Source organism: Verrucosispora sp. WMMA2044 (genome assembly GCF_027497155.1).
Classification (GTDB): domain Bacteria; phylum Actinomycetota; class Actinomycetes; order Mycobacteriales; family Micromonosporaceae; genus Micromonospora; species Micromonospora palythoicola.
The window spans coordinates 138,191-161,629 of the sequence record NZ_CP114913.1; the positions used below are offsets into that span (position 1 = coordinate 138,191).

The following is a 23,439-nucleotide window of genomic DNA, read 5'->3' on the forward strand; positions in this document are numbered from 1 at the left end:
GACCCGCCGCCGGTCGTGCGGCATACTAGTCAGGTTGCGTAACGACAGTTCGCCGCCCGTGTTCGGCTTCCGCTGAACCTCCGGGTAGGCAGAGCAGTCGGGCGTGGGGTGGTTGGCGGCCCGTCCGTCAACCACCCTCGCGCGGCGTTCAGGTCGCCTCAGTGCGATCGGCGCCTGGACCCACCGCGGTCAGGATCGCTCCGGTATCCCGGGGCGGAGCCTGGCCCCAGGGCGCGACACGCCCGACCGCGGGGGTGGGCGAAGAGGGTCTGTGCCAGCCGGTACAGACACCCGCAACACAGCGGCATCGAGAGAAGGAACAGAAGCCACCATGGCGGGACAGAAGATCCGCATCCGGCTCAAGGCCTATGACCACGAGGTCGTCGACTCCTCGGCTCGGAAGATCGTCGAGACGGTGACGCGTACCGGGGCGCAGGTCGCGGGCCCGGTGCCGCTGCCCACGGAGATCAACCGTTTCTGCGTCATCCGCTCGCCGCACAAGTACAAGGACTCGCGCGAGCACTTCGAGATGCGTACGCACAAGCGACTGATCGACATCATCGACCCGACCCCGAAGACGGTCGACTCGCTCATGCGCCTCGACCTGCCGGCTGGCGTCGACATCGAGATCAAGCTGTAGGGACCGGACACATGGACAGGCAAGTTAAGGGGATCCTGGGCGCGAAGCTCGGCATGACCCAGGTCTGGGACAACAACCGCGTTGTCCCGGTGACCGTGGTTCAGGCCGGCCCCTGCGTCATCACCCAGGTTCGTGACGCCGACAAGGACGGTTACTCCGCGGTCCAGCTGGCGTACGGGACGATCGACCCGCGTAAGGCCAAGAAGCCGCTGCGTGGTCACTACGCCAAGGCCGACGTGGCGCCGCGCCGGCACATCGTCGAGCTGCGCACCAGCGACGCGGCGGACTACTCGCTCGGCCAGGAGGTCACGGTCGAGGAGTTCCCGGCCGGTGTCTCGATCGACGTGACCGGCAAGACCAAGGGCAAGGGCTACGCCGGCCCGATGAAGCGGCACGGCTTCCACGGTCTGCGCGCCAGCCACGGTGTCGAGCGCAAGCACCGCTCGCCGGGCTCGATCGGCGCCTGCGCCACCCCGGGTCGCGTCTTCAAGGGCACCCGGATGGCCGGCCGCATGGGCGGCGTGCGCTACACCGTGCAGAACCTGACCGTCCAGGCGGTCGACACCGAGAACAATCTCCTGCTCGTCCGTGGCGCCATCCCCGGCCCCAAGGGCGCGCTGGTCCTGGTCCGTACCGCGGCCAAGGCCAAGGCGAAGAAGGGCGGTGCGGGCAAGTGACCACCGTTGACGTCCTCAACTCAGAGGGCACCAAGACCGGCTCGGTCGAGCTGCCCGCCGACATCTTCGACGCGCAGGCCAACATCGCGCTGATGCACCAGGTCGTCGTGGCGCAGTTGGCCGCCGCCCGGCAGGGCACCCACAAGACCAAGACCCGGGGCGAGGTCGCCGGCGGCGGCAAGAAGCCCTACAAGCAGAAGGGCACCGGTCGGGCCCGCCAGGGCTCGATCCGCGCGCCGCAGTTCGCCGGCGGTGGCGTGGTCCACGGCCCGGTGCCGCGCGACTACAGCCAGCGCACCCCGAAGAAGATGAAGGCCGCCGCGCTGCGCGGGGCACTGTCGGACCGGGCGCGCGCCGGGCAGGTACACGTCGTCGAGGCGTTCGTCTCGGGCGAGAAGCCGTCGACCAAGGCCGCGCTGGCCGCGCTCGCCAAGCTGACCACCGCCCGGCGGGTGCTGGTCGTGCTGAGCAGCACCGACGAGCTGAACTGGGTGTCGCTGCGCAACGAGCCGCGGGTGCACCTGATCGAGGCCGGCCAGCTCAACACGTACGACGTGCTGGTGGCCGACGACGTGGTCTTCACCAAGGAGGCCCTGGACGAGTTCCTGGGCGTACCGGCCGAGACCACCGAGGAGGGTGGCAAGTGAGCACGATCGCCGATCCGCGCGACATCATCGTCGCGCCGGTCGTCTCGGAGAAGAGCTACAGCGAGCTGAACCGCAACTGGTACACCTTCCTGGTGCACCCGGACGCGAACAAGACGGCGATCAAGATCGCTATCGAGCAGATCTTCAACGTCCGTGTCCTGACGGTCAACACGCTCAACCGCGAGGGCAAGCGCAAGCGGACCCGTACCGGGTTCGGCAAGCGCAAGGACACCAAGCGGGCGATGGTGAAGCTGGCTGAGGGCGACCGCATCGAGGCCTTCGGCGGCCCGGTCAGCTGAGGGGTGTAGACAATGGCTATCCGTAAGTACAAGCCGACGACGCCGGGCCGGCGTGGCTCCAGCGTCGCCGACTTCGCCGAGATCACCCGGTCGACTCCCGAGAAGTCGCTGCTGGTCCCGCTGCCCAAGAAGGGCGGCCGGAACGTGCACGGCCGGATCACCGCTCGTCACCAGGGTGGCGGCCACAAGCGGCAGTACCGGCTGATCGACTTCAAGCGGGTCGACAAGGACGGCGTGCCGGCAAAGGTCGCGCACATCGAGTACGACCCGAACCGCACCGCGCGGATCGCGCTGCTGCACTACGCCGACGGCGAGAAGCGTTACATCATCGCGCCGAAGGACCTGAAGCAGGGCGACACGGTCGAGTCGGGTCCGAGCGCCGACATCAAGCCGGGCAACAACCTGCCGCTGCGCAACATCCCGGTCGGTACCACGATCCACAACGTGGAGCTGCGTCCGGGCGGTGGCGCCAAGCTGGCCCGCTCGGCCGGCGTCGGCATCCAGCTGCTCGGCCGGGAGGGCGCGTACGCCACGCTGCGTATGCCGTCCGGTGAGATCCGGCGGGTGGACGTGCGCTGCCGCGCCAGCGTCGGTGAGATCGGCAACGCCGACCAGTCGAACATCAACTGGGGTAAGGCCGGCCGGATGCGCTGGAAGGGCAAGCGCCCGACCGTCCGTGGTGTCGCCATGAACCCGGTCGACCACCCGCACGGTGGTGGTGAGGGCAAGACCTCCGGTGGTCGCCACCCGGTCAACCCGCAGGGTAAGCCCGAGGGCCGCACCCGTCGTAAGGGCCAGCCGAGTGACCGGCTGATCGTCCGCCGCCGCTACGCCACGCGTAAGCGCGGCTGAGGGAGATAAGACATGCCTCGCAGCCTGAAGAAGGGCCCGTTCATCGACGACCACCTGCTCAAGAAGGTGGAGACGCAGAACGAGAAGGGCTCGAAGAACGTCATCAAGACCTGGTCGCGCCGCTCGACGATCATCCCCGAGATGCTCGGGCACACGATCGCCGTGCACGACGGACGCAAGCACGTCCCGGTGTTCGTGACCGAGGCGATGGTCGGGCACAAGCTCGGCGAGTTCGCGCTGACCCGCACGTTCAAGGGTCACGAAAAGGACGACCGGAAGAGCCGCCGGCGCTGACGCCGCGGGCATACGGATAGAGGATCAAGGGGTTACAGCGATGCCAGGAAAGGGCGACGCTCCGGTGCTTCCGGGCGCGCGGGCGGTTGCGCGGTACGTGCGCATCTCGCCGATGAAGGCGCGCCGGGTGGTCAACCTCGTCCGCGGCCTGCCCGCGAAGGAGGCGCTCACGGTGCTGCAGTTCGCGCCGCAGGCTGCGAGCGAGCAGGTGTACAAGGTGCTCGCGAGCGCGATCGCCAACGCGGAGAACAACGAGCGGCTGGACCCCGACGCGCTGCTCGTCAGCGAGGCGTTCGTGGACGAGGGCCCGACGATGAAGCGGTTCCAGCCACGGGCGCAGGGCCGGGCGTACCGGATCCGTAAGCGCACCTGCCACATCACCGTGGCGGTCGAGGCGGTCGCGCCGGCCGCGCCGAGGAAGTCGGCGAACAAGGCGGCTCCGGCGAAGCAGACCGCGCCGGCCGAGACGCAGAGCAACACGGAGGGCGCCGAGTAATGGGTCAGAAGGTTCACCCGCACGGGTTCCGGCTCGGCATCTCGACCGACTGGAAGTCCCGCTGGTTCGCGGACAAGCTCTACAAGGACTACATCGGCGAGGATGTCAAGATCCGCCGGATGATGTCCAAGGGGCTGGAGCGCGCCGGCATCTCCAAGGTCGACATCGAGCGCACCCGCGACCGGGTCCGGGTCGACATCCACACCGCGCGGCCGGGCATCGTCATCGGCCGTAAGGGTGCCGAGGCCGACCGGATCCGCGGCGAGCTGGAGAAGCTCACCGGCAAGCAGGTGCAGCTGAACATCATCGAGGTGAAGAACCCCGAGTCGGACGCGCAGCTGGTCGCCCAGGGCGTTGCCGAGCAGCTCTCCAGCCGGGTCAGCTTCCGTCGCGCGATGCGTAAGGCGATGCAGTCGGCGATGAAGAACCCGATGTGCAAGGGCATCCGGGTGCAGGTCTCGGGTCGCCTCGGCGGCGCCGAGATGAGCCGGACGGAGTTCTACCGCGAGGGTCGGGTTCCGCTGCACACGCTGCGGGCCAACATCGAGTACGGCTTCTTCGAGGCCCGTACCACCTTCGGCCGTATCGGCGTGAAGGTCTGGATCTACAAGGGCGACGCGGTGCCGGGTCGGGAGGCTCCGGCCGAGGCTCCGTCGCGCCCGCGCCGGGAGCGCGGTGACCGGCCCGAGCGGCCGCGCCGTGGTCGGTCGGGTTCGTCCGGCACGACCTCCGGTGGCACCGAGGCCGGCCGGGCTGCCGCGACGACCGTCGCGCAGCAGGCTGAGACGCCGAGTGGCGAGCCGGTCGACAGCGCTGCTGTCGCGGCCGCGGCCTCGGCTCCGGCAGAAACGCAGCAGGAGGGCTGACAGATGCTGATGCCGCGCAAGCCCCCGAAGGGCTTCCGCAAGCCGCACCACCCGGACCGCAGCGGCGCGTCCAAGGGCGGCAACCGGGTGGTGTTCGGCGAGTTCGGGATCCAGGCTCTGGAGCCGGCGTACGTGACCAACCGGCAGATCGAGTCGGCGCGTATCGCGATGACCCGCCACATCAAGCGTGGCGGCAAGGTCTGGATCACCATCTTCCCGGACCAGGCCCTCACCAAGAAGCCGGCGGAAACTCGGATGGGTTCCGGTAAGGGCTCGCCCGAGTGGTGGGTCGCGAACGTCAAGCCCGGGCGGGTTCTCTTCGAGATGTCCTTCCCGAACGAGCAGATCGCGCGAGAGGCGATGCGTCGCGCGATCCACAAGCTCCCGATGAAGTGCCGCATTGTTACGCGCGAAGTGGGTGAATCCTGATGGCAGCGGGCGTTAAGGCCTCCGAGCTGCGTGAGCTCTCCGAGGAGGAGCTGGTCACGAAGCTGCGTGAGGCCAAGGCGGAGCTGTTCAACCTCCGCGTGCAGGCCGCAACCGGGCAGCTGGACAACAACCGGCGGCTGCAGGTCATCCGTCGGGAGATCGCCCGGATCTACACGATCATGCGTGAGCGTGAGCTGGGGCTCTCGGCCGCGCCGACTGAGGTGACTGCTTCATGAGCGAGAACACGACTCCCACCAAGCCGCGGGGCCGCCGTAAGGTCCGCGAGGGCCTCGTGGTCAGCGACAAGATGGAAAAGACCGTCGTGGTCGAGGTCGAGGACCGGGTCAAGCACGCGCTGTACGGCAAGATCATGCGCCGGACCAGCAAGCTCAAGGTCCACGACGAGCAGAACTCCGCCGGCATCGGTGACCGCGTCCTGATCATGGAGACCCGGCCGCTCTCCGCCACCAAGCGGTGGCGGCTCGTGGAGATCCTCGAGAAGGCCAAGTAGCGAAGGCTCGAGCTCGGCCGGGACGGTCGGGCGCAGGTTCCGCCAGGCTCCGGCCGCTCCGGCGGCCGGAGAACCGGCAGACATAGGAGATAGACGTGATTCAGCAGGAGTCGCGACTGCGCGTCGCCGACAACACGGGTGCCCGGGAGATCCTGTGCATCCGGGTTCTCGGTGGCTCCGGTCGGCGCTACGCGAGCATCGGCGACGTCATCGTGGCCACCGTCAAGGACGCGATCCCGGGTGCCGGTGTGAAGAAGGGCGACGTGGTCAAGGCTGTCGTCGTCCGCACCGCCAAGGAGAAGCGGCGGCCGGACGGTTCGTACATCCGCTTCGACGAGAACGCCGCCGTCATCATCAAGGACGGTGGGGACCCGCGCGGTACCCGCATCTTCGGCCCGGTCGGCCGCGAGCTGCGGGACAAGCGGTTCATGAAGATCATCTCTCTCGCGCCGGAGGTGTTGTGACCGTGAAGGTCAAGAAGGGCGACACGGTCGTCGTCATCGCCGGCAAGGACAAGGGTGCCAAGGGCAAGGTCATCGCGGCCTACCCGCGGCAGGACAAGGTCCTGGTCGAGGGCGTGAACCGGATCAAGAAGCACACTCGCATCAGCACCACCCAGCGTGGCGCCAAGACCGGTGGCATCGTCACCCAGGAGGCCCCGATCCACGTCTCGAACGTGATGGTCGTGGACTCCGACGGCAAGCCGACCCGCGTCGGTTACCGGATCGACGAGAACGGCCAGAAGGTCCGCATCGCGCGTAGCACCGGTAAGGACCTGTGATGACCACGGCTACCGAAACCAAGACGATGCCGCGCCTCAAGGAGCGGTACCGCAACGAGATCATCGCTCAGCTGCGCGAGCAGTACGAGTACGGCAACCCGATGCAGGTGCCGCGGCTGGTCAAGATCGTCGTGAACATGGGTGTGGGCGAGGCCGCCCGGGACGCCAAGCTCATCGACGGTGCGGTCCGCGACCTGGCCACCATCACCGGCCAGAAGCCGCAGGTCCGGCGGGCGACGAAGTCCATCGCGCAGTTCAAGCTGCGGGAGGGCATGCCGATCGGCGCTAAGGTGACTCTGCGCGGCGACCGGATGTGGGAGTTCCTGGACCGGCTGCTGTCCATCGCGCTGCCGCGTATCCGCGACTTCCGCGGCCTGGACGGGCGCAAGCTCGACGGGCACGGCAACTACACGTTCGGTCTGACCGAGCAGTCGGTGTTCCACGAGATCGACCAGGACAAGATCGATCGCCAGCGGGGCATGGACATCACGGTGGTCACGACCGCCACGACCGACGACGAGGGCCGGGCGCTGTTGAAGCTCCTGGGCTTCCCGTTCAAGGAGAACTGAGATGGCCAAGAAGGCGCTGATCCTCAAGGCGGCCGCGAAGCCGAAGTTCTCGGTTCGCGCGTACACCCGCTGCCAGCGGTGCGGGCGTCCCAAGGCGGTCTACCGCAAGTTCGGGCTCTGCCGGGTGTGCATCCGGGAGATGGCCCACCGCGGTGAGCTGCCCGGCGTGTCCAAGGCTTCCTGGTAATAGCCCGGCGCGCTGCGGCGCGTCAGCTGGACTGTCTCTTCGCCGTAGGCCTGCGACGTGTCGCGGGAACCCCGGCGAGAAAGGTTGACGAGTTTTCATGACGATGACCGACCCGATCGCAGACATGCTCACGCGTCTGCGTAACGCCAACCAGGCGTACCACGACCGGGTGACGATGCCGTACTCGAAGATCAAGGCGAACATCGCCGAGGTCCTCAAGTCCGAGGGTTACATCGCCACCTGGGCAGTCGAGGAGCCCGAGGAGGGTGCCGTCGGCAAGCGACTGGTCGTCGAGCTGAAGTACGGCCAGAACCGGGAGCGGAGCCTGGCCGGCATCAAGCGCGTCTCCAAGCCCGGTCTGCGGGTGTACGCCAAGTCGGACGGGCTCCCCCGGGTGCTCGGTGGGCTGGGCGTGGCGATCATTTCGACGTCCCAGGGACTGCTCACCGACCGGCAGGCCCGCAAGCGGAGCGTTGGCGGGGAAGTCCTCGCCTTCGTCTGGTAACGGGAGACAGGTAGAAATGTCGCGTATTGGACGTAAGTCGATCCCGGTGCCATCCGGAGTCGACGTGACGATCGACGGCCGGACCGTCAAGGTCAAGGGCCCCAAGGGCGAGCTGTCGCACACCCTGGCCGAGCCGATCACCATCGAGCGGGCCGAGGACGGGCAGCTGAGCGTCAACCGCCCGAACGACGAGCGCAAGGCCAAGGAGCTGCACGGCCTGAGCCGTACCCTGGTCGCCAACATGATCGTCGGGGTCACCGAGGGCTACCGTAAGAGCCTGGAGATCGCCGGCACCGGTTACCGGGTCACCGCCAAGGGCAAGGACCTGGAGTTCGCGCTGGGGTTCTCGCACCCGGTGCAGGTGCAGGCGCCCGAGGGCATCACCTTCACGGTGGAGCGGCCGACGCTGTTCCACGTGGCCGGCATCGACAAGCAGCTCGTCGGTGAGGTCGCCGCCAACATCCGGAAGATCCGCCCGCCGGAGCCCTACAAGGGCAAGGGCGTGAAGTACCAGGGCGAAGTCATCCGACGCAAGGCCGGAAAGGCAGGTAAGAAGTGAGCGCCACGCTGCTCAAGCGCCGCCGCGGCGTCGCCGCCAAGCGTGCCGTCGGGCGGGCGCGGCGGCACTTCCGAGTGCGCAAGAACGTCAGCGGCACCGCCGCGCGTCCCCGCCTGGTGGTCACCCGTTCGCTGCGGCACATCGTCGCCCAGATCGTGGACGACACCAAGGGTCACACCCTGGCGTCGGCCTCGACCCTGGACGCCTCGGTGCGCGGCACGGAGGGCGACAAGAGCGCCCTGGCTGGCAAGGTCGGCACCCTGCTGGCCGAGCGGGCCAAGGCCGCGGGCATCTCCAAGGTCGTCTTCGACCGCGGCGGCAACCGGTACGCGGGGCGGGTAGCCGCGCTCGCCGACGCCGCCCGCGAAGCCGGGCTCGAGTTCTGACAATCCCCGTCACGAGAGAGAAGGAAGGCTGCTGATGCCAGGTCAACAGCGCCGTGGCGGCGGGTCCGGTGGCAACGAGGGTGGTCGCCGCGACAACCGCCGTGAGGGCGGCCGCGGAAACGCGCCCGCCGAGAAGACCCCGCACCTCGAGCGGGTCGTCGCGATCAACCGCGTCGCCAAGGTCGTGAAGGGTGGTCGTCGCTTCAGCTTCACCGCCCTGGTGATCGTGGGCGACGGCGACGGCACCGTCGGCGTGGGCTACGGAAAGGCCAAGGAGGTGCCCGCGGCGATCGCCAAGGGCGTCGAGGAGGCCAAGAAGCACTTCTTCAAGGTGCCGCGGATCGGTTCCTCGATCCCGCACCCGGTCACGGGCGAGGACGCCGCCGGGGTGGTGCTGCTCAAGCCGGCCTCCGCCGGTACGGGTGTCATCGCCGGTGGACCGGTTCGTGCCGTGCTGGAGTGCGCGGGCATCCACGACGTGCTCTCCAAGAGCCTGGGCTCGTCGAACCCGATCAACATCGTGCACGCCACGGTGGCCGCGCTGAAGGGGCTGGAGTCCCCGGAGGCTGTTGCCGCGCGGCGGGGCCTGCCGGTGGAGGACGTCGCTCCGGCGGCCATGCTGGCCTCGCGGGCGGAGGTGGCGTCCTGATGGCACGTCTCAAGGTCACCCAGGTCCGTTCCGAGATCGGGACCAAGCGCAACCAGCGGGAGTCGCTGCGTTCGCTCGGTCTCAAGCGGATCAATGACGTGGTGGTCAAGGAGGACCGGCCCGAGATTCGCGGCATGATCTTCACGGTCAACCACCTCGTGAAGGTCGAGGAGGTCGAGTAATGACGATCAAGGTCCACCACCTGCGTCCGGCGCCGGGTGCCAAGACCGCGAAGACCCGTGTGGGTCGCGGTGAGGGCTCCAAGGGCAAGACCGCCGGTCGCGGTACCAAGGGTTCGAAGGCCCGGAAGAACATCTCGGCGGCGTTCGAGGGTGGGCAGATGCCCATCCACATGCGCCTGCCGAAGCTGAAGGGCTTCAAGAACAAGTTCAAGGTGGTCTTCCAGGTCGTGAACCTGGACCGCCTGGCCGAACTGTTCCCCAACGGTGGCCAGGTCGGCCCGACCGAACTGGTCGAGGCCGGCGCGGTCCGCAAGGGACAGCCGGTGAAGGTTCTCGGCACCGGGGACCTCGGCGGGGTGGCGCTTCAGGTGTCGGCGCACGCGTTCAGCGCGTCGGCCAAGGAGAAGATCACGGCCGCCGGTGGCTCGGTCACCGAGCTGTAGGGCTGTTTCACCCATGGCGCCCGCCAGTTGATCCCAGCTGGCGGGCGCCATGGTCTACAACGGGCCTTCGCGCCCGGTAACATCGGATTCGGTTTATGTAGCCGGGCACATCTGCCCGGACGGGGATCGGGCTGTTAGAGTCCCTTCCCAGCCATGGATATCGGGCACTTGCCCGGAACCCACCCCGACCCGCCAGGGACGACCGGCGGCCCGCCTCGCGCAGGAGGAAGAAGTTGCTGTCCGCCTTTCTCAGTGCGTTCCGTACGCCTGACCTGCGCAAGAAGCTGCTGTTCACAGTCGGCATCATCGCGATCTACCGGCTCGGCGCCACGGTGCCCAGCCCAGGCGTCTCGTACGGCAACGTGCAGAAGTGCCTGGAGTCCACCGAGGGCTCCACTGGGGTACTGAACCTGCTCGACCTCTTCTCCGGCGGCGCGCTGCTGCAGCTGTCGATCTTCGCGCTGGGCATCATGCCCTACATCACCGCGTCGATCATCCTGCAGCTGCTGACGGTGGTCATTCCCCGGCTGGAGCAGCTCCGCAAGGAGGGCCAGGCCGGCCAGGCGAAGATCACCCAGTACACCCGCTACCTGACGCTGGGGCTGGGTGTCCTCCAGGCCTCGGCCTTCGTGGCGCTGGCCCGCTCCGGGCAGCTGTTCAACAACCAGTGCAACGAGGAGATCATCCCGACCGGCACCGGCATCCCGGACTGGCTGACCCTGTCCATCCTGGTGATGACGATGACCGCCGGCACCGGCATGGTCATGTGGCTCGGTGAGCTGATCACCGACCGCGGCGTCGGCAACGGCATGTCCGTCCTGATCTTCACCTCGATCGCGGCCCGGCTGCCCAGCGAGGGCTGGCGGATCAAGGAGAGCCAGGGCTGGTGGAAGTTCCTGCTCGTCATCGCCCTGGTGCTGGTGGTCATCACCGCGGTCACCTTCATCGAGCAGGCGCAGCGCCGCATCCCGGTGCAGTACGCCAAGCGCATGATCGGCCGGCGGATGTACGGCGGCACCTCGACCTACATCCCGCTCAAGGTCAACCAGGCGGGTGTGATCCCGGTCATCTTCGGTTCCTCGCTGCTCTACCTGCCGCAGCTGGCGTTGCAGTTCTTCGACCAGAACGACCCGGGCAAGACCCAGGCGTGGATCCAGAACAACCTGGTCGACCCGACCAGCCCGATCTACATCGCGGTCTACTTCCTGCTGATCATCTTCTTCACGTACTTCTACGTCTCGATCACGTTCAACCCGACCGAGGTCGCGGACAACATGAAGAAGTACGGCGGCTTCGTGCCGGGCATCCGTCCCGGCAAGCCGACCGCCGACTACCTGGACTTCATCCTCAGCCGCATCACCCTGCCGGGTGCGCTGTACCTCGCGATCATCTCGATCCTGCCGAACTTCTTCTTCATCTGGCTCGACCGGCAGCAGTACCTCAACTTCCCGTTCGGTGGTACCGCTGTGCTGATCATGGTCGGCGTTGCTCTGGAGACGAGCAAGCAGATCGAGAGTCAACTGATGCAGCGGAACTACGAAGGGTTCCTGCGGTAGATGAGACTGGTTCTGGTGGGCCCGCCGGGTGCGGGCAAGGGCACACAGGCGGAGTTCATCGCCGCGCACCTGTCCGTGCCGAAGATCTCGACCGGCGACATCTTCCGGGCCAACGTGTCCCAGGGCACCCCGCTCGGCGTCGAGGCCAAGCGGTACATGGACGCCGGCAAGCTGGTGCCGGACGAGGTCACCATCAACATGGTGCGCGACCGACTCGCTGAGCCCGACGCCGCCGAGGGTTTCCTGCTCGACGGGTTTCCCCGGACCACCCCGCAGGCCGCCGCACTGGACAAGCTCCTCGCCGATCTCGGAACCGCGCTGGACATCGTGCTCGAGCTGGTCGTCGACGACGACGAGGTGATCCGGCGGCTCTCCGGCCGGCGCACCTGCCGGGGTTGCGGCAAGATCTGGCACGTCGAGTTCGATCCGACCAGCCGGGAAGGCATCTGCGACCGATGCGGTGCGGAGCTGTTCCAGCGGGACGACGACAAGCCGGAGACCATCGCCGCGCGGCTGCGGGAGTACGCCGAGAAGACCGCGCCGCTCGTGGACTACTACGGTGCGCAGGGCAAGCTGGTCGGCATCGACGCCACCGGCCCGGTGGAGGACGTCACCGTCCGCGCCATAGACGCCCTTCGCTCGTACGGGGGCTGAGGTCGGCCGGCTGCCGGCCGGATAGAGTGCTGACAGCGGGGTACGCGGGTCGTACCCCGCTGTTTCGGCAACGAAAGGTAGCGCCTCCATGCGTCGTCCCCAGCTGGACATCCAGCTGAAGACCCCTGAGCAGATCGAGAAGATGCGTGCCGCCGGCCTCGTGGTCGCGGAGGCGCTTCGCCGGATGCGGGAGGCGGTTGCTCCCGGCGTGAGCACCGCCGACCTGGACGCGATCGCCGAGACGACGATTCGTGGGGCGGGAGCGGTTCCGTCGTTCAAGGGCTACCACGGGTTCCCGGCGTCGATCTGCTCCTCGGTGAACGAGCAGATCGTGCACGCGATCCCGGCGCCGGACCAGGTCCTCGCCGAGGGTGACCTGATCTCGATCGACTGCGGCGCGGTGCTCGACGGATGGCACGGCGATGCGGCGATCACGGTCGGCGTGGGCGAGGTCGACCCGGCGCTGCTGCGGATGGCCGAGGTCGCCGAGGACGCGATGTGGGCGGGCATCGCCGCGGCCGCGCGCGGTGCCGCCAGCGGCAAGGGCCGGCTGACCGACATCTCGCACGCGGTGGAGCGCGCGGTACGCAAGGCGGGGCGTTACGGCATCGTCGACGGCTACGGCGGCCACGGCATCGGCACCGAGATGCACCAGGATCCACACGTGCTCAACCACGGCCGGCCGGGCAAGGGGCCCCGGTTGGTGCCGGGGCTGGCGCTGGCCATCGAGCCGATGATCACGATGGGTTCGCCGCGTACCGCGGAGCTCGCCGACGGCTGGACCGTGGTCACCCGCGACGGCTCCCGTGCCGCGCACGTCGAGCACAGCATGGCCCTGCTGCCCGACGGGGTGTGGGTGCTCACCGCGTTCGACGGCGGCCGGGCCCGCCTGGGTGACCTGGTCACCGCTCGCCAGCCGAGCACCACGTCGACCGCCTGACGGAAGCAGCGGCGTCGGTGCCGTGACTGCCGCAGCGCGACTGCCGACAGGGCGGCGCTGGCCGGGCGGTGGCATGCTTGCCGGCATGGACGAGCGGGACGCCATGCGGGCAGCGGACTCCGACCGGCAGGCCGTCGCCGACCGCCTCCGGGTCGCCCTCGACGAGGGCCGACTCGACCTGCACGAGTACGACGACCGGTTGCAGCGGGCCTATGCCGCCCGCACGTACGCCGAACTGGACGCCCTCGTCGGTGACCTGCCGGCGCCCCCCGGTGCGGCGCTGCCGAAGCCTCGGGGCGCGGACGTCCCGGTGCCGGCCGAGACCGGACGCGGGCTGACCGCGCGCTGGCTGGCCGAGATCTGGGAACCCTGGCTCAAGGTGGTCGGGATCGTGGTGGTCGTCTGGGCCGTCACCTCACTGGCGGCCCGGGACGCCCTCTACTTCTGGCCGGGCTGGGTCGCGGGTCCGTGGGGCGCGGTCGTGCTGGTGCGTACCGTCACCGGGCTGGCCGGCGGTGAGCCCGCGCGGTGGGCGGCTGAGCGGGAGCGCCGCCGGCGGCGGAAGGCGGAGAAGCGGGCGCTCAAGCGTGAGCGTAAGGCTGTCGGCCGAGATCCCGACCGGGGCGATGTGGGCTGAACGTCCGGTTTCCTGGACCCGGTCGAGCCCAGGTGGCCGGTCGGTTTGGCGACGGCGTGCAGGCGGGCGTACACTTTCTGATCGGCGCGCAGCGTCCACTCCGCCATGCCCACCAGCGCTTCGGTGGGTCGCGGAGCCGCGGCTGGCGCGGGAAGCCTGATCTTGGTCAAGCACCCGTGTAAGACGTTGTGGGCCGTCCGGAGCAACCGACGTCAGGACAGCGGAGGACATGCCGAAAAAAGACGGAGCCATCGAGATCGAAGGTCGGGTCATCGAGCCCCTGCCGAACGCCATGTTCCGGGTGGAGCTCGCCAACGGCCACAAGGTGCTGGCTCACATCAGCGGCAAGATGCGGCAGCACTACATCCGCATCCTGCCGGAGGATCGGGTCGTCGTCGAGCTCTCGCCGTACGACCTGACCCGCGGGCGCATCGTCTACCGCTACAAGTAAGCCTGACGGCGGCCGGGAAACGTCCCGTGTCCGTCTTCGACGTCCGGTGTCGCGCCTCGCGACGCCGGGCCAGATGGGAAGTAAGGCAACCGTGAAGGTCAAGCCGAGCGTCAAGAGGATCTGCAACAAGTGCCGGGTGATCCGCCGGCACGGCCGGGTCATGGTCATCTGCACCGACCCGCGCCACAAGCAGCGCCAGGGCTGAACCAGCCCACACATCACACATGCTCGTCCCAGCCGCGAGCGGTGCGCAGCGCGTACTCAATCGTGGTTGACCCCCGGTCGAAGGCCGGGGCCCGCTCGGGCAGCGACCGATCCCGGTCGCCGGTGCCATCGGTGCCGGAGGGACAGGGACGGCCGGTAGCGGGGTGGGACGGGTCCACACCTTCGCCAGCACACCACGAGGAGTACGCCCGCACATGGCACGTCTAGTCGGCGTCGACCTTCCCCGCGAGAAGCGGATGGAGATCGCGCTCACCTACATCTTCGGCGTGGGTCGCACCCGCGCCCTGGAGACGCTCAGCGCCACCGGCATCTCGCCGGACAAGCGCGTCCGGGACCTCACGGACGAGGAGCTGGTCCAGCTCCGCAACCACATCGAGGCCAACTACAAGGTTGAAGGCGACCTGCGCCGCGAGGTCGCCGCTGACATCCGCCGCAAGGTCGAGATCGGCTGCTACGCCGGCATCCGGCACCGCCGGGGCCTGCCCGTGCGTGGCCAGCGGACCAAGACCAACGCCCGGACCCGCAAGGGCCCGAAGCGGACCGTCGCCGGCAAGAAGAAGCCCGGCAAGAAGTAGTTTCTTTAAACCGGAATTCTGGTCGTTCTCCGTCGAGGTAGGCCGGACTCCTACCGGAACCGGTGTCTACGAAATCAACGGGGCGAGAAGCCAGAACCCATTCAGGAGCGCACAGACTTATGCCACCGAAGGCTCGTGCCGGGGCCGCTGTCAAGAAGGTCCGGCGCAAGGAACGCAAGAACGTCGCCCACGGGCAGGCGCATATCAAGAGCACCTTCAACAACACCATCGTCTCGATCACCGATCCGACTGGTGCCGTCATCTCCTGGGCCTCGTCCGGCCAGGTGGGCTTCAAGGGCTCCCGCAAGTCGACTCCGTTCGCCGCGCAGCTGGCCGCCGAGGCCGCCGCGCGTCGGGCCATGGAGCACGGCATGCGCAAGGTCGACGTGTTCGTCAAGGGCCCCGGCTCCGGCCGGGAGACCGCCATCCGTTCGCTGCAGGCCGTGGGCCTCGAGGTCGGGCAGATCTCCGACGTCACCCCGCAGCCGCACAACGGGTGCCGTCCGCCGAAGCGTCGTCGGGTCTGAGAGGTAGAGAGAGAAGATGGCTCGTTACACCGGTGCCGACTGCCGCCGCTGCCGGCGGGAGAAGATGAAGCTGTTCCTCAAGGGCAGCAAGTGCGATGGTCCGAAGTGCCCGTTCGAGTCCCGGCCGTTCCCACCCGGGCAGCACGGCCGCGGCCGCACGAAGGAGACGGAGTACCTGCTCCAGCTCCGTGAGAAGCAGAAGGCCCGTCGCGTGTACGGCGTGCTGGAGAAGCAGTTCCGCGGCTACTACGAGGAAGCCGTGAGCAAGAAGGCCAAGACCGGCGAGGTGCTGCTGCAGATCCTCGAGTCGCGGCTGGACAACGTGGTCTACCGGGCCGGCTACGCCAAGTCCCGGGACATGGCCCGTCAGCTGGTCAAGCACGGTCACTTCACGGTGAACGGCAAGAAGGTCGACATCCCGTCGTACCGCGTCAAGGAGCACGACATCATCGAGGTCCGGGGCAAGAGCAAGGAGCTCACCCCGTTCATCGTGGCCCAGGCCGAGGCCGGCTCCAAGACCGTTCCGGCGTGGTTGGAGGCGATCCCGAGCCAGATGAAGGTCCTGGTGCACTCGCTCCCGGCCCGACAGGTGATCGACACCCAGGTCCAGGAGCAGCTGATCGTCGAGCTCTACTCCAAGTAAGAGCTCGTTGCGGTGGCCCGCCCGGCCGGGCGGGCCACCGGAACAGTTTGTGTCGCGGGCGTCATATGGCGGGCGCCCCGGAAGAGAAGAGAAGACATGCTCATCAGCCAGCGACCGACCCTCTCCGAGGAGTCGATCAACGAGACCCGGTCCCGGTTCACCATCGAGCCGCTGGAGCCGGGCTTCGGCTACACCCTGGGCAACTCGCTGCGGCGTACGCTGCTGTCGTCCATCCCGGGTGCGGCCGTCACCTCGATCAAGATCGACGGTGTGCTGCACGAGTTCACCACCATCCCCGGGGTCAAGGAGGACGTGGTCGAGCTCGTCATGAACATCAAGGAGCTCTGCGTCAGCTCCGAGCACGACGAGCCGGTCAGCATGTACCTGCGGAAGCAGGGCCCGGGCGACGTGACCGCGGGTGACATCCAGCCGCCGGCCGGTGTGTCGGTGCACAACCCGGACCTGAAGCTGGCCACCCTCAACGGCAAGGGCCGGCTCGACATGGAGCTGACCGTCGAGCGGGGTCGTGGCTACGTCACGGCGGCGCAGAACAAGCAGGCGGGCGCGGAGATCGGCCGGATCCCGGTCGACTCGATCTACTCCCCGGTGCTCAAGGTGACCTACCGCGTCGAGGCGACCCGGGTCGAGCAGCGGACGGACTTCGACCGGCTGATCATCGATGTCGAGACCAAGCCGTCCATGGGGCCGCGTACCGCACTGGCCTCGGCCGGTTCGACGCTGGTGGAGCTGTTCGGGCTGGCCCGTGAGCTGGACGAGACCGCCGAGGGCATCGACATCGGCCCGTCACCGCAGGACGCGCAGCTGGCGGCGGACCTGGCCCTGCCGATCGAGGAGCTGGACCTGACCGTCCGCTCCTACAACTGCCTCAAGCGCGAGGGCATCAACTCCGTTGGTGAGCTCATCGGGCGTACCGAGGCCGACCTCCTCGACATAAGGAACTTCGGTCAGAAGTCGATCGACGAGGTCAAGATGAAGCTCGCCGGGATGGGTCTCGGGCTGAAGGACTCGGCTCCGAACTTCGACCCGGCGCACGTCGTGGACGCCTTCGGCGAGGCCGATTACGACACCGACGACTACCGCGAGACCGAGCAGCTCTAGTCCGCGCTGCCGCCACACCTGAGGAGCACCAAGCATGCCCACGCCCACCAAGGGCCCCCGCCTCGGCGGCAGCCCCGCGCACGAGCGGCTGATGCTGGCCAACCTGGCCACCGCGCTGTTCCAGCACGGCAAGATCCAGACCACCGAGACCAAGGCCCGGCGGCTGCGTCCGCTCGCCGAGCAGCTGATCACCAAGGCCAAGCGGGGCGACCTCGCGTCGCGCCGCCGGGTGCTGACCGTGGTCAAGGACAAGGACGTGGTCTACGCCCTGTTCGACCAGATCGCGCCGCGGTACGCCAACCGCAACGGCGGCTACACCCGGATCGTGAAGACCGGTCCGCGCAAGGGCGACGCCGCGCCGATGGCGATCATCGAGCTGGTCGAGGAGCTTCAGGTCGCCGAGCCGAAGGCGAACAAGAAGACCGCCGGTCGTAAGGCCGCCCAGCAGGACAAGGTCGAGGCGCTGGCTCCGGCCGACGAGGCCCCCGCGACCCGGTCGGCCGACCAGGACGCCGAGCCGCCGCAGTCGGCCTCCGGTGACACCGCCGCTGCCCGCGAGGACAGCGACCTGGCCATCGAGGAAGGCAAGGCCTGACCAAGGCCGGTTGAAACAGGCCCTGAGGCCGTTGTCGGGCCCGGCATCCCCACGGGGGTGCCGGGCCCGATTCGTCGAGGAGGTACCACGTGGACGAGCGCACCCGGGTGCGACTGGACGTCGCGTACGACGGCACGGCCTTCTCCGGCTGGGCCGCCCAGCCGGGGCGGCGTACGGTCGCGGGAGTGCTTGTCGAGGCGCTGGATCTGGTGCTCGGCGCCGGTGTCGCGGCCGGCCTGACCGTCGCCGGCCGCACCGACGCGGGGGTGCACGCCAGCGGGCAGGTCTGTCACCTGGACCTGCCCGTCGACGTCTGGCGGATGCACGAGGGGCGGCTGCTGCGCCGGTTGGCCCGGCTGCTGCCGACCGATGTGCGGGTCCGGGCGATGGGTGCGGTGCCGGCCAGCTTCGACGCCCGTTTCTCGGCGACCTTCCGCCGCTACGAGTACCGGGTGACCGACGCGCCGTGGGGTGGTGACCCGCTGCGCCGGCACGAGACCCTGGCCTGGCCCCGGGCGCTCGACCTCGACCGGCTCGCCGCCGCGGCGGCCGGCCTGGTGGGGGAGCACGACTTCGCCGCGTACTGCCGGCGCAAGGAGAACGCCACCACGTTGCGGGAGGTGACCAGGATGGACTGGCGGCGGGACGTCGACGGGATCCTGGTCGCCACCGTGCAGGCCGACGCGTTCTGTCAGGCGATGGTCCGTAGCCTGGTCGGCGCCATGCTGGTCGCCGGCGACGGTCGCCGACCGGTCCGGTGGCCGGCCGACCTGCTGACCCGTCGGGAGCGGGCCAGCGAGGTGACCGTGGCACCGGCGCACGGGCTGACCCTGGTGGCGGTCGGCTACCCGGACGATCCCGCCGAGTACGCGCGCCGGGCCGAGGCGACCCGACGGCTACGGGTACCCGCCGACAGTTGAGCCGCCGACCGCGCCTGCCGTCGGCGGCCGGTCAGTCCTCGGTGGACTCGTCCTGGCTGCCGGTGTCGTCGGCGGGTTCCTCGGTCGGCTGGCTGGCCGTTCCGCCTTCGGCCCGCCGCTCCAGCACACCCTGGTTGAGGTGCTGTTCGAGCATGTCGAACAGGATCTCGCGGACCCCGGTGTCACCGGAGCGGATGGTGGCGCCGTCGGTGCGGGCGACCACCGCGTAGGCGATGTAGTGACCGCGTACCTGCCAGCCGACCCGGGCCGGTGCGGTGGCGACGACCTCGGTGCCGTCCCCCGCCGACATGCCGCGGAAGCGGCCCTGCCGCTCGTCGAGCAGTTGGCGGATCCGGTCCCGGGCCCGCTCGGCGCTGGACCGGTCGGTGAGGTTGAACAGTCCCGTGGTGACCAGGTGGTCGCCGTCCGGTGCGCGGAGGGTGGCCCGGACGACCTGGTTGCAGCCGAGCCGGACCAGCAGGTCCGAGACCTCCCCGGTGGCGGCCACCGCGCAACTGGCGCTGGACTGGGTGCGGAGCACCTCGTAGCCGTTCTCGCCGTCGCCGACGGCCAGCGTGCTGGCGGGGAAGACCTCGCGGGCGGTGAGCGGCGCCTGGTCGGTGTCCCGGGAGTCGAGGTCGCTCGCCTCGGCGGGCACCGTGCCGCGGGTGGTGTCCGGTCCGGCGCTGGGCGCGGCCTGCTGACCGATCAGGGTCCGACCGTCCAGCAGGGTCGCGGCGGTGAGCCCGCAGAGACCGAGCAGCACCAGCGCCGCGGCACCACCGACCAGCACCTGCCAGGTGCGACCGCCGCCCCGGCGGGGCGGCGGCACGACAGTCGTGGTGCCGGTCTCCGGCGGTGCCGCCGCCACGCCGACAGGCACCGCGTCGTCGGGTGCCACCGGTGCCGCGTCGTACCGTGGTGGCGGCTCCTGCTGCGTGGCGGGGAACGCCTCGCGTTGCGGTGCCGACGACGGCACCATGATCTGGTTCGGCCGGGCCAGCGACGGGGTGGGGAAGCGCGACGGGGACGGCCCGGCCGGGGGCGGCGGTCCGGGCCGGGGCGCAACGTCCTCAGGCTCGTCGTCCCGGTAGGGGACGTATGCGTCCTCATCGGAGTCGTACCGATACACCATGTCGTCCAGAGTAGGGATGTTTATCCCTTTAGTAGGTATTTTGCGGAAAAGTGCTGGACGAACGTGTCGGAGCCACCGCGACCGCCGCACCTTCGGCCCGGTCGGCACTCGGTGCGAGAATGTGCCGCGTGACCGGGGACCACTACTTCGCCGCCCAGCCGAACGCGCCCGCCCAGACGCGTGAGGTGCAGTTCACCGTTGCCGGCCGCGACTACACCCTGGCCTCCGCGGCCGGAGTCTTCTCGGCCACCCGCCTCGACCCGGGCACCGCGGTGCTGCTGCGCAAGGCCGACCTGCCGGATGCCGCGGCAGCCGGCGATCTGCTCGATCTCGGCTGCGGGTTCGGCCCGATCACCTGCGTGCTCGCCACGGTCGCGGTGACGGCGACGACCTGGGCGGTGGACGTGAACGAGCGGGCCCGGCTGCTGACGGCCGAGAACGCCGCCCGGCTCGGTCTGTCCGACCGGGTACGGGTGAGCGCACCCGAGGAGGTGCCCGCCGACCTCCGTTTCGCGCAGATCTGGTCCAACCCGCCGATCCGGATCGGCAAGGACGAGCTGCACCAGATGCTGTTGCGCTGGCTGCCCCGGCTCGCCCCGGACGGGGTGGCCTGGCTCGTGGTGGCCCGCCACCTCGGCGGTGACTCGTTGCAGCGCTGGCTGGTCGAGCAGGGGTGGCAGGTGGCTCGACAGGCCAGTCAGAAGGGGTTCCGGGTGTTGCGCGTCACCCGCTGACCGGGTAATCGGTTGGCCCGTCGGCCCGGCTCGGGGAGGATGCCCGCGTGGGATACGTGGACGTGGCGGCGGTCGGGCATGTGCTGCCCGACGGGCGGGAACTCTTCGCCGACGTGTCGTTCCGGGTCGGTGAGGGTGCCAAGGTGGCGCTGGTCGGGCCGAACGGTGCGGGCAAGACGACGTTGCTGCGGATGGTCGCCGGTGACCTGCCGGTACGCTCCGGCGCGATCGCGCGCACCGGTGGACTGGGCGTCATGCGCCAGTTCATCGGCATGATCGGTGACGAGTCGACGCTGGCCGACCTGGCCCTGTCACTCGCGCCACCGCCACTGCGCGACGCCGGGCGCCGGCTGGCCGAGACCGAGGCGGCCATGCGCGAGGCCGAGCTGCGCGGCAAGTACAGCACCGCCGCCGGCAGGGCCCAACTGGCGTACGCCGACGCGTTGGCGGCCTGGGGTGAGACCGGCGGGTACGACGCCGAGGTGCTCTTCGACACCGTCGCCACCATCGTCCTCGACCTGCCCTGGGACACCGCCCGGCAACGCCCGGTCCGGACCCTCTCCGGCGGCCAGCAGAAACGCTTCGCGCTGGAACTGCTGCTGCGCGGTCCCGACGAGGTACTGCTGCTCGACGAGCCGGACAACTTCCTCGATGTGCCCGGCAAACGCTGGTTGGAGGCGCGGCTGCGGGAGTCGGCCAAGTCGGTGCTCTACGTCTCGCACGACCGGGAGCTGCTGGCGCACACCGCCGACCGGGTGGTAGCGGTGGAGGGCGGCAGCGCCTGGGTGCACCCCGGCGGCTTCGCCAGCTGGCACGCGGCGCGCGTGTCACGGCACGACCGTCTCGACGAGCAACGCAAACGGTGGGACGAGGAACACCAGAAGCTGCGCGAGCTGATGCTGATGTACAAGCAGAAGGCCGCGTACAACTCAGGCATGGCCTCGCGGTATCAGGCGGCGCAGACCCGGTTGCGCAAGTTCGAGGAGGCCGGGCCGCCGCCCGTACCGCCGAAGGAGCAGGACATCCGGATGCGGCTGGCCGGCGGACGGACCGGCAAGCGCGCGCTGGTCTGCGAGCAACTGGAGCTGGACGGCCTGACCTATCCGTTCGACCTGGAGTTGTGGTACGGCGACCGGCTCGCGGTGCTCGGTGCCAACGGCACCGGCAAGTCGCACTTCCTTCGTCTGCTGGCCCGGGGCGGCACGGATCCGGACCCGGCGAACGGCCCGGTCGACGGCGCGGCGGCGCTGGCCCCGGTGGCGCACGACGGGGTGGCCCGGCTCGGCGCGCGGGTCCGACCCGGTCACTTCTCCCAGACCCACGACCGGCCGGAGCTGATGACGCGGACGCTGGTGGAGATTCTCTGGCGGGGCGACGAGCACCGGGCCGGCATGGATCGGCACGCGGCCATGGCGGCGCTGTCCCGGTACGAGCTGGCGGGGCAGGGCGACCAGCGCTTCGGCACCCTCTCCGGCGGGCAGCAGGCCCGTTTCCTGGTGCTGCTGCTGGAGCTGTCCGGCGCGACCATGCTGCTGCTGGACGAGCCCACCGACAACCTCGACCTGGCCTCGGCCGAGGCGTTGGAGGCCGGGCTCACCGCGTTTTCCGGCACGGTGGTGGCGGTCACCCACGACCGCTGGTTCACCCGTACCTTCGACCGTTTCCTGCTGTTCCGGGGCGACGGCGAGGTGGTCGAGACCGACGAGCCGGTCTGGGACGTGGCCTGACCCACGGCCGGCTGCGGTCGGCCCTGCGACCTTCTGACCGGGCGACATATGGTGATCTGGTGAGTGAGATGACCTATCGCCGGTTGGGCGACTCCGGGCTCGTGGTGTCCGTCGTGGGGATCGGCTGCAACAACTTCGGCCGCAAGCTCGACCCGGACGGCACGCGCGCGGTGGTCGACGCGGCCCTCGACGCCGGGATCAACTTCTTCGACACCGCCGACATCTACGGCGAGCCGCACGGCGCCTCGGAGGCGCAGCTCGGCGCGGCGCTCAAGGGCCGCCGGGACGAGGTGGTGCTGGCAACCAAGTTCGGCATGTCGATGGCCGGCAGCAACGGACGGGACTTCGGGGTACGCGGCTCGCGGCGGTACGTGATGCGGGCGGTCGAGGCGTCGCTGCGTCGGCTGGACACCGACTACATCGACCTGTACCAGTTCCACGAGCCGGACCCGGGCACCCCGATCGACGAGACGCTGTCCGCGCTGGACGACCTGGTCCGCGCCGGCAAGGTGCGGTACCTCGGCAACTCCAACTTCGCCGGCTGGCAGATCGCCGACGCCGACTGGACGGCGAGGAGCCGGGGACTCACCCGGTTCGTCAGCGCCCAGAACCACTACAGCCTGCTCAACCGGGACGCCGAGATCGAGGTGCTGCCGGCCTGTGACCGGTTCGGGTTGGGCATGCTGCCGTTCTTCCCGCTGGCCAACGGGCTGCTCACCGGCAAGTACAAGCGGGGTGAGGCGCCGCCCGCCGGCAGTCGGCTGGCCGGCGGCGGCCGGTACGCCCAACGGCTCGCCGCCGCCGACTGGGACACCATCGAGGGCATCGAGGCGTACGCCGCGCAGCGGGGTGTGCCGATGCTGCACGTGGCGATCGGTGGGCTGGCCGCCCAACCGGCGGTCACCTCGGTCATCGCCGGAGCCACCACGCCGGAGCAGGTGCGCGCCAACGCCGAGGCCGGCGCCTGGCACCCCACCGAGGACGACCTCAAGGCACTGCGCACCGTGCTCGACAGCTGACCGGAACGTG

The 23,439-nt window shown here is 69.3% G+C and carries 37 protein-coding genes; 36 read left to right on the forward strand and 1 reads right to left on the reverse strand.

Features of this window, described 5'->3' with window-relative positions:
- Window positions 1-331: 331 nt before the first annotated feature.
- From rpsJ to truA, 33 genes are all read left to right on the forward strand, one after another.
- Window positions 332-640: a 30S ribosomal protein S10 gene (rpsJ, locus tag O3597_RS00665; RefSeq protein ID WP_007073037.1), complete on the forward strand. Its 309-nt coding sequence runs from the start codon at window positions 332-334 to the stop codon at window positions 638-640.
- A gap of 11 nt (window positions 641-651) precedes the next feature.
- On the forward strand, window positions 652-1,317 hold the full coding sequence (gene rplC, locus O3597_RS00670; RefSeq protein WP_164447885.1) for a 50S ribosomal protein L3: 666 nt from the start codon (window positions 652-654) through the stop codon (window positions 1,315-1,317).
- Window positions 1,314-1,964 (forward strand): 50S ribosomal protein L4, encoded by a 651-nt coding sequence (gene rplD / locus O3597_RS00675; protein ID WP_269738310.1) that lies wholly within the window; start codon window positions 1,314-1,316, stop codon window positions 1,962-1,964. Before rplC ends, rplD begins: the two co-directional genes overlap by 4 nt.
- Complete coding sequence (gene rplW / locus O3597_RS00680) at window positions 1,961-2,263, forward strand: 50S ribosomal protein L23 (protein WP_093403611.1); 303 nt, start codon at window positions 1,961-1,963, stop codon at window positions 2,261-2,263. The genes rplD and rplW overlap by 4 nt, the downstream gene beginning before the upstream one ends.
- 12 nt (window positions 2,264-2,275) lie before the next feature.
- On the forward strand, window positions 2,276-3,115 hold the full coding sequence (rplB, locus tag O3597_RS00685; RefSeq protein WP_093403613.1) for a 50S ribosomal protein L2: 840 nt from the start codon (window positions 2,276-2,278) through the stop codon (window positions 3,113-3,115).
- A 12-nt stretch (window positions 3,116-3,127) separates the two neighbouring features.
- Window positions 3,128-3,409, forward strand: coding sequence for a 30S ribosomal protein S19 (gene rpsS, locus O3597_RS00690; protein ID WP_013735950.1), 282 nt, complete (start codon window positions 3,128-3,130; stop codon window positions 3,407-3,409).
- Window positions 3,410-3,449: 40 nt separating this feature from the next.
- Window positions 3,450-3,905 carry a 50S ribosomal protein L22 gene (rplV, locus tag O3597_RS00695; protein ID WP_164447883.1) on the forward strand — a complete coding sequence of 152 codons (456 nt, stop codon included), beginning with the start codon at window positions 3,450-3,452 and terminating at the stop codon, window positions 3,903-3,905.
- Window positions 3,905-4,771 (forward strand): 30S ribosomal protein S3, encoded by an 867-nt coding sequence (gene rpsC / locus O3597_RS00700; protein ID WP_164447882.1) that lies wholly within the window; start codon window positions 3,905-3,907, stop codon window positions 4,769-4,771. The genes rplV and rpsC overlap by 1 nt, the downstream gene beginning before the upstream one ends.
- Before the next feature lie 3 nt (window positions 4,772-4,774).
- Entirely contained in the window at window positions 4,775-5,200 is a 426-nt protein-coding gene (rplP, locus tag O3597_RS00705; protein ID WP_007465292.1) for a 50S ribosomal protein L16, read from the forward strand.
- Window positions 5,200-5,436, forward strand: a complete 237-nt coding sequence (gene rpmC, locus O3597_RS00710; protein WP_007073028.1) for a 50S ribosomal protein L29 — start codon at window positions 5,200-5,202, stop codon at window positions 5,434-5,436. The genes rplP and rpmC overlap by 1 nt, the downstream gene beginning before the upstream one ends.
- On the forward strand, window positions 5,433-5,711 hold the full coding sequence (rpsQ, locus tag O3597_RS00715) for a 30S ribosomal protein S17 (RefSeq protein ID WP_093403616.1): 279 nt from the start codon (window positions 5,433-5,435) through the stop codon (window positions 5,709-5,711). The genes rpmC and rpsQ overlap by 4 nt, the downstream gene beginning before the upstream one ends.
- Window positions 5,712-5,806: 95 nt before the next feature.
- Window positions 5,807-6,175, forward strand: coding sequence for a 50S ribosomal protein L14 (gene rplN, locus O3597_RS00720; protein WP_007073026.1), 369 nt, complete (start codon window positions 5,807-5,809; stop codon window positions 6,173-6,175).
- Window positions 6,172-6,492, forward strand: coding sequence for a 50S ribosomal protein L24 (rplX, locus tag O3597_RS00725; RefSeq protein ID WP_170863408.1), 321 nt, complete (start codon window positions 6,172-6,174; stop codon window positions 6,490-6,492). Before rplN ends, rplX begins: the two co-directional genes overlap by 4 nt.
- Entirely contained in the window at window positions 6,492-7,061 is a 570-nt protein-coding gene (gene rplE / locus O3597_RS00730) for a 50S ribosomal protein L5 (protein WP_093403618.1), read from the forward strand. The genes rplX and rplE overlap by 1 nt, the downstream gene beginning before the upstream one ends.
- A 1-nt stretch (window position 7,062) precedes the next feature.
- On the forward strand, window positions 7,063-7,248 hold the full coding sequence (locus tag O3597_RS00735) for a type Z 30S ribosomal protein S14 (protein ID WP_007073023.1): 186 nt from the start codon (window positions 7,063-7,065) through the stop codon (window positions 7,246-7,248).
- Window positions 7,249-7,345: 97 nt separating this feature from the next.
- On the forward strand, window positions 7,346-7,753 hold the full coding sequence (gene rpsH / locus O3597_RS00740; RefSeq protein WP_093403619.1) for a 30S ribosomal protein S8: 408 nt from the start codon (window positions 7,346-7,348) through the stop codon (window positions 7,751-7,753).
- 16 nt (window positions 7,754-7,769) lie between these two features.
- Window positions 7,770-8,312, forward strand: coding sequence for a 50S ribosomal protein L6 (gene rplF / locus O3597_RS00745; protein WP_093403620.1), 543 nt, complete (start codon window positions 7,770-7,772; stop codon window positions 8,310-8,312).
- A complete protein-coding gene (rplR, locus tag O3597_RS00750) occupies window positions 8,309-8,698 on the forward strand; it encodes a 50S ribosomal protein L18 (protein WP_093403621.1) in 390 nt (129 codons plus the stop codon). The genes rplF and rplR overlap by 4 nt, the downstream gene beginning before the upstream one ends.
- 34 nt (window positions 8,699-8,732) lie before the next feature.
- The gene (gene rpsE / locus O3597_RS00755) at window positions 8,733-9,347 is read left to right on the forward strand and encodes a 30S ribosomal protein S5 (RefSeq protein WP_093403623.1); all 615 of its coding nucleotides are present in this window, start codon (window positions 8,733-8,735) and stop codon (window positions 9,345-9,347) included.
- A complete protein-coding gene (gene rpmD, locus O3597_RS00760) occupies window positions 9,347-9,529 on the forward strand; it encodes a 50S ribosomal protein L30 (RefSeq protein WP_018784560.1) in 183 nt (60 codons plus the stop codon). Before rpsE ends, rpmD begins: the two co-directional genes overlap by 1 nt.
- Window positions 9,529-9,972 (forward strand): 50S ribosomal protein L15, encoded by a 444-nt coding sequence (gene rplO / locus O3597_RS00765; protein ID WP_164447881.1) that lies wholly within the window; start codon window positions 9,529-9,531, stop codon window positions 9,970-9,972. Before rpmD ends, rplO begins: the two co-directional genes overlap by 1 nt.
- 233 nt (window positions 9,973-10,205) lie before the next feature.
- Window positions 10,206-11,528: a preprotein translocase subunit SecY gene (gene secY, locus O3597_RS00770; RefSeq protein ID WP_281603000.1), complete on the forward strand. Its 1,323-nt coding sequence runs from the start codon at window positions 10,206-10,208 to the stop codon at window positions 11,526-11,528.
- On the forward strand, window positions 11,529-12,182 hold the full coding sequence (locus tag O3597_RS00775; RefSeq protein WP_164447879.1) for an adenylate kinase: 654 nt from the start codon (window positions 11,529-11,531) through the stop codon (window positions 12,180-12,182).
- A gap of 88 nt (window positions 12,183-12,270) precedes the next feature.
- On the forward strand, window positions 12,271-13,122 hold the full coding sequence (map, locus tag O3597_RS00780; protein ID WP_164447878.1) for a type I methionyl aminopeptidase: 852 nt from the start codon (window positions 12,271-12,273) through the stop codon (window positions 13,120-13,122).
- An 85-nt stretch (window positions 13,123-13,207) separates the two neighbouring features.
- The gene (locus O3597_RS00785; RefSeq protein WP_281603001.1) at window positions 13,208-13,759 is read left to right on the forward strand and encodes a DUF1707 domain-containing protein; all 552 of its coding nucleotides are present in this window, start codon (window positions 13,208-13,210) and stop codon (window positions 13,757-13,759) included.
- A 229-nt stretch (window positions 13,760-13,988) separates the two neighbouring features.
- A complete protein-coding gene (gene infA, locus O3597_RS00790; protein ID WP_007073013.1) occupies window positions 13,989-14,210 on the forward strand; it encodes a translation initiation factor IF-1 in 222 nt (73 codons plus the stop codon).
- A gap of 91 nt (window positions 14,211-14,301) precedes the next feature.
- Window positions 14,302-14,415: a 50S ribosomal protein L36 gene (rpmJ, locus tag O3597_RS00795; RefSeq protein WP_012184307.1), complete on the forward strand. Its 114-nt coding sequence runs from the start codon at window positions 14,302-14,304 to the stop codon at window positions 14,413-14,415.
- Window positions 14,416-14,629: 214 nt separating this feature from the next.
- Entirely contained in the window at window positions 14,630-15,010 is a 381-nt protein-coding gene (rpsM, locus tag O3597_RS00800; protein ID WP_093403631.1) for a 30S ribosomal protein S13, read from the forward strand.
- Window positions 15,011-15,129: 119 nt separating this feature from the next.
- Window positions 15,130-15,537: a 30S ribosomal protein S11 gene (rpsK, locus tag O3597_RS00805; protein WP_013288613.1), complete on the forward strand. Its 408-nt coding sequence runs from the start codon at window positions 15,130-15,132 to the stop codon at window positions 15,535-15,537.
- A gap of 16 nt (window positions 15,538-15,553) precedes the next feature.
- Complete coding sequence (rpsD, locus tag O3597_RS00810) at window positions 15,554-16,180, forward strand: 30S ribosomal protein S4 (RefSeq protein WP_093403633.1); 627 nt, start codon at window positions 15,554-15,556, stop codon at window positions 16,178-16,180.
- A gap of 96 nt (window positions 16,181-16,276) precedes the next feature.
- Window positions 16,277-17,299 (forward strand): DNA-directed RNA polymerase subunit alpha, encoded by a 1,023-nt coding sequence (locus O3597_RS00815; RefSeq protein WP_013735931.1) that lies wholly within the window; start codon window positions 16,277-16,279, stop codon window positions 17,297-17,299.
- A gap of 34 nt (window positions 17,300-17,333) precedes the next feature.
- Entirely contained in the window at window positions 17,334-17,894 is a 561-nt protein-coding gene (gene rplQ / locus O3597_RS00820; protein ID WP_164447877.1) for a 50S ribosomal protein L17, read from the forward strand.
- Window positions 17,895-17,983: 89 nt separating this feature from the next.
- On the forward strand, window positions 17,984-18,814 hold the full coding sequence (gene truA, locus O3597_RS00825; RefSeq protein ID WP_281603002.1) for a tRNA pseudouridine(38-40) synthase TruA: 831 nt from the start codon (window positions 17,984-17,986) through the stop codon (window positions 18,812-18,814).
- A gap of 31 nt (window positions 18,815-18,845) precedes the next feature.
- Here the strand turns inward: truA and O3597_RS00830 are convergent, their stop codons facing one another.
- Window positions 18,846-19,949 carry a hypothetical protein gene (locus tag O3597_RS00830; RefSeq protein ID WP_281603003.1) on the reverse strand — a complete coding sequence of 368 codons (1,104 nt, stop codon included), beginning with the start codon at window positions 19,947-19,949 and terminating at the stop codon, window positions 18,846-18,848.
- Between the two features lie 128 nt (window positions 19,950-20,077).
- Between O3597_RS00830 and O3597_RS00835 the strand changes: the two genes are divergently transcribed.
- The 3 genes from O3597_RS00835 to O3597_RS00845 all read left to right on the forward strand — a co-directional run bounded on the left by O3597_RS00835 (window position 20,078) and on the right by O3597_RS00845 (window position 23,429).
- Window positions 20,078-20,683, forward strand: a complete 606-nt coding sequence (locus O3597_RS00835; RefSeq protein ID WP_164447874.1) for a methyltransferase — start codon at window positions 20,078-20,080, stop codon at window positions 20,681-20,683.
- A gap of 47 nt (window positions 20,684-20,730) precedes the next feature.
- On the forward strand, window positions 20,731-22,410 hold the full coding sequence (locus tag O3597_RS00840; RefSeq protein WP_281603004.1) for an ATP-binding cassette domain-containing protein: 1,680 nt from the start codon (window positions 20,731-20,733) through the stop codon (window positions 22,408-22,410).
- A 68-nt stretch (window positions 22,411-22,478) separates the two neighbouring features.
- On the forward strand, window positions 22,479-23,429 hold the full coding sequence (locus O3597_RS00845; protein WP_281604662.1) for an aldo/keto reductase: 951 nt from the start codon (window positions 22,479-22,481) through the stop codon (window positions 23,427-23,429).
- Window positions 23,430-23,439: the final 10 nt, after the last annotated feature.

Bases quoted from the DNA above. Each gene is read 5' to 3' on its own strand.
- O3597_RS00785 (WP_281603001.1), top strand. From the start codon at position 13,208: ATGGACGAGCGGGACGCCATGCGGGCAGCGGACTCCGACCGGCAGGCC.
- O3597_RS00830 (WP_281603003.1), bottom strand. From the start codon at position 19,949: ATGGTGTATCGGTACGACTCCGATGAGGACGCATACGTCCCCTACCGG.
- rpsC (WP_164447882.1), top strand. From the start codon at position 3,905: ATGGGTCAGAAGGTTCACCCGCACGGGTTCCGGCTCGGCATCTCGACC.
- rplQ (WP_164447877.1), top strand. From the start codon at position 17,334: ATGCCCACGCCCACCAAGGGCCCCCGCCTCGGCGGCAGCCCCGCGCAC.
- rplP (WP_007465292.1), top strand. From the start codon at position 4,775: ATGCTGATGCCGCGCAAGCCCCCGAAGGGCTTCCGCAAGCCGCACCAC.
- rpsS (WP_013735950.1), top strand. From the start codon at position 3,128: ATGCCTCGCAGCCTGAAGAAGGGCCCGTTCATCGACGACCACCTGCTC.
- rplV (WP_164447883.1), top strand. From the start codon at position 3,450: ATGCCAGGAAAGGGCGACGCTCCGGTGCTTCCGGGCGCGCGGGCGGTT.
- O3597_RS00775 (WP_164447879.1), top strand. From the start codon at position 11,529: ATGAGACTGGTTCTGGTGGGCCCGCCGGGTGCGGGCAAGGGCACACAG.
- rpsE (WP_093403623.1), top strand. From the start codon at position 8,733: ATGCCAGGTCAACAGCGCCGTGGCGGCGGGTCCGGTGGCAACGAGGGT.
- rpmD (WP_018784560.1), top strand. From the start codon at position 9,347: ATGGCACGTCTCAAGGTCACCCAGGTCCGTTCCGAGATCGGGACCAAG.
- infA (WP_007073013.1), top strand. From the start codon at position 13,989: ATGCCGAAAAAAGACGGAGCCATCGAGATCGAAGGTCGGGTCATCGAG.
- O3597_RS00845 (WP_281604662.1), top strand. From the start codon at position 22,479: ATGACCTATCGCCGGTTGGGCGACTCCGGGCTCGTGGTGTCCGTCGTG.
- rpmC (WP_007073028.1), top strand. From the start codon at position 5,200: ATGGCAGCGGGCGTTAAGGCCTCCGAGCTGCGTGAGCTCTCCGAGGAG.
- rpsQ (WP_093403616.1), top strand. From the start codon at position 5,433: ATGAGCGAGAACACGACTCCCACCAAGCCGCGGGGCCGCCGTAAGGTC.
- O3597_RS00735 (WP_007073023.1), top strand. From the start codon at position 7,063: ATGGCCAAGAAGGCGCTGATCCTCAAGGCGGCCGCGAAGCCGAAGTTC.
- rplF (WP_093403620.1), top strand. From the start codon at position 7,770: ATGTCGCGTATTGGACGTAAGTCGATCCCGGTGCCATCCGGAGTCGAC.
- rpsH (WP_093403619.1), top strand. From the start codon at position 7,346: ATGACGATGACCGACCCGATCGCAGACATGCTCACGCGTCTGCGTAAC.
- rplO (WP_164447881.1), top strand. From the start codon at position 9,529: ATGACGATCAAGGTCCACCACCTGCGTCCGGCGCCGGGTGCCAAGACC.
- rpsJ (WP_007073037.1), top strand. From the start codon at position 332: ATGGCGGGACAGAAGATCCGCATCCGGCTCAAGGCCTATGACCACGAG.
- O3597_RS00815 (WP_013735931.1), top strand. From the start codon at position 16,277: ATGCTCATCAGCCAGCGACCGACCCTCTCCGAGGAGTCGATCAACGAG.
- rplC (WP_164447885.1), top strand. From the start codon at position 652: ATGGACAGGCAAGTTAAGGGGATCCTGGGCGCGAAGCTCGGCATGACC.
- rpsD (WP_093403633.1), top strand. From the start codon at position 15,554: ATGGCTCGTTACACCGGTGCCGACTGCCGCCGCTGCCGGCGGGAGAAG.
- rpsM (WP_093403631.1), top strand. From the start codon at position 14,630: ATGGCACGTCTAGTCGGCGTCGACCTTCCCCGCGAGAAGCGGATGGAG.
- rplE (WP_093403618.1), top strand. From the start codon at position 6,492: ATGACCACGGCTACCGAAACCAAGACGATGCCGCGCCTCAAGGAGCGG.
- map (WP_164447878.1), top strand. From the start codon at position 12,271: ATGCGTCGTCCCCAGCTGGACATCCAGCTGAAGACCCCTGAGCAGATC.
- rplB (WP_093403613.1), top strand. From the start codon at position 2,276: ATGGCTATCCGTAAGTACAAGCCGACGACGCCGGGCCGGCGTGGCTCC.
- rpsK (WP_013288613.1), top strand. From the start codon at position 15,130: ATGCCACCGAAGGCTCGTGCCGGGGCCGCTGTCAAGAAGGTCCGGCGC.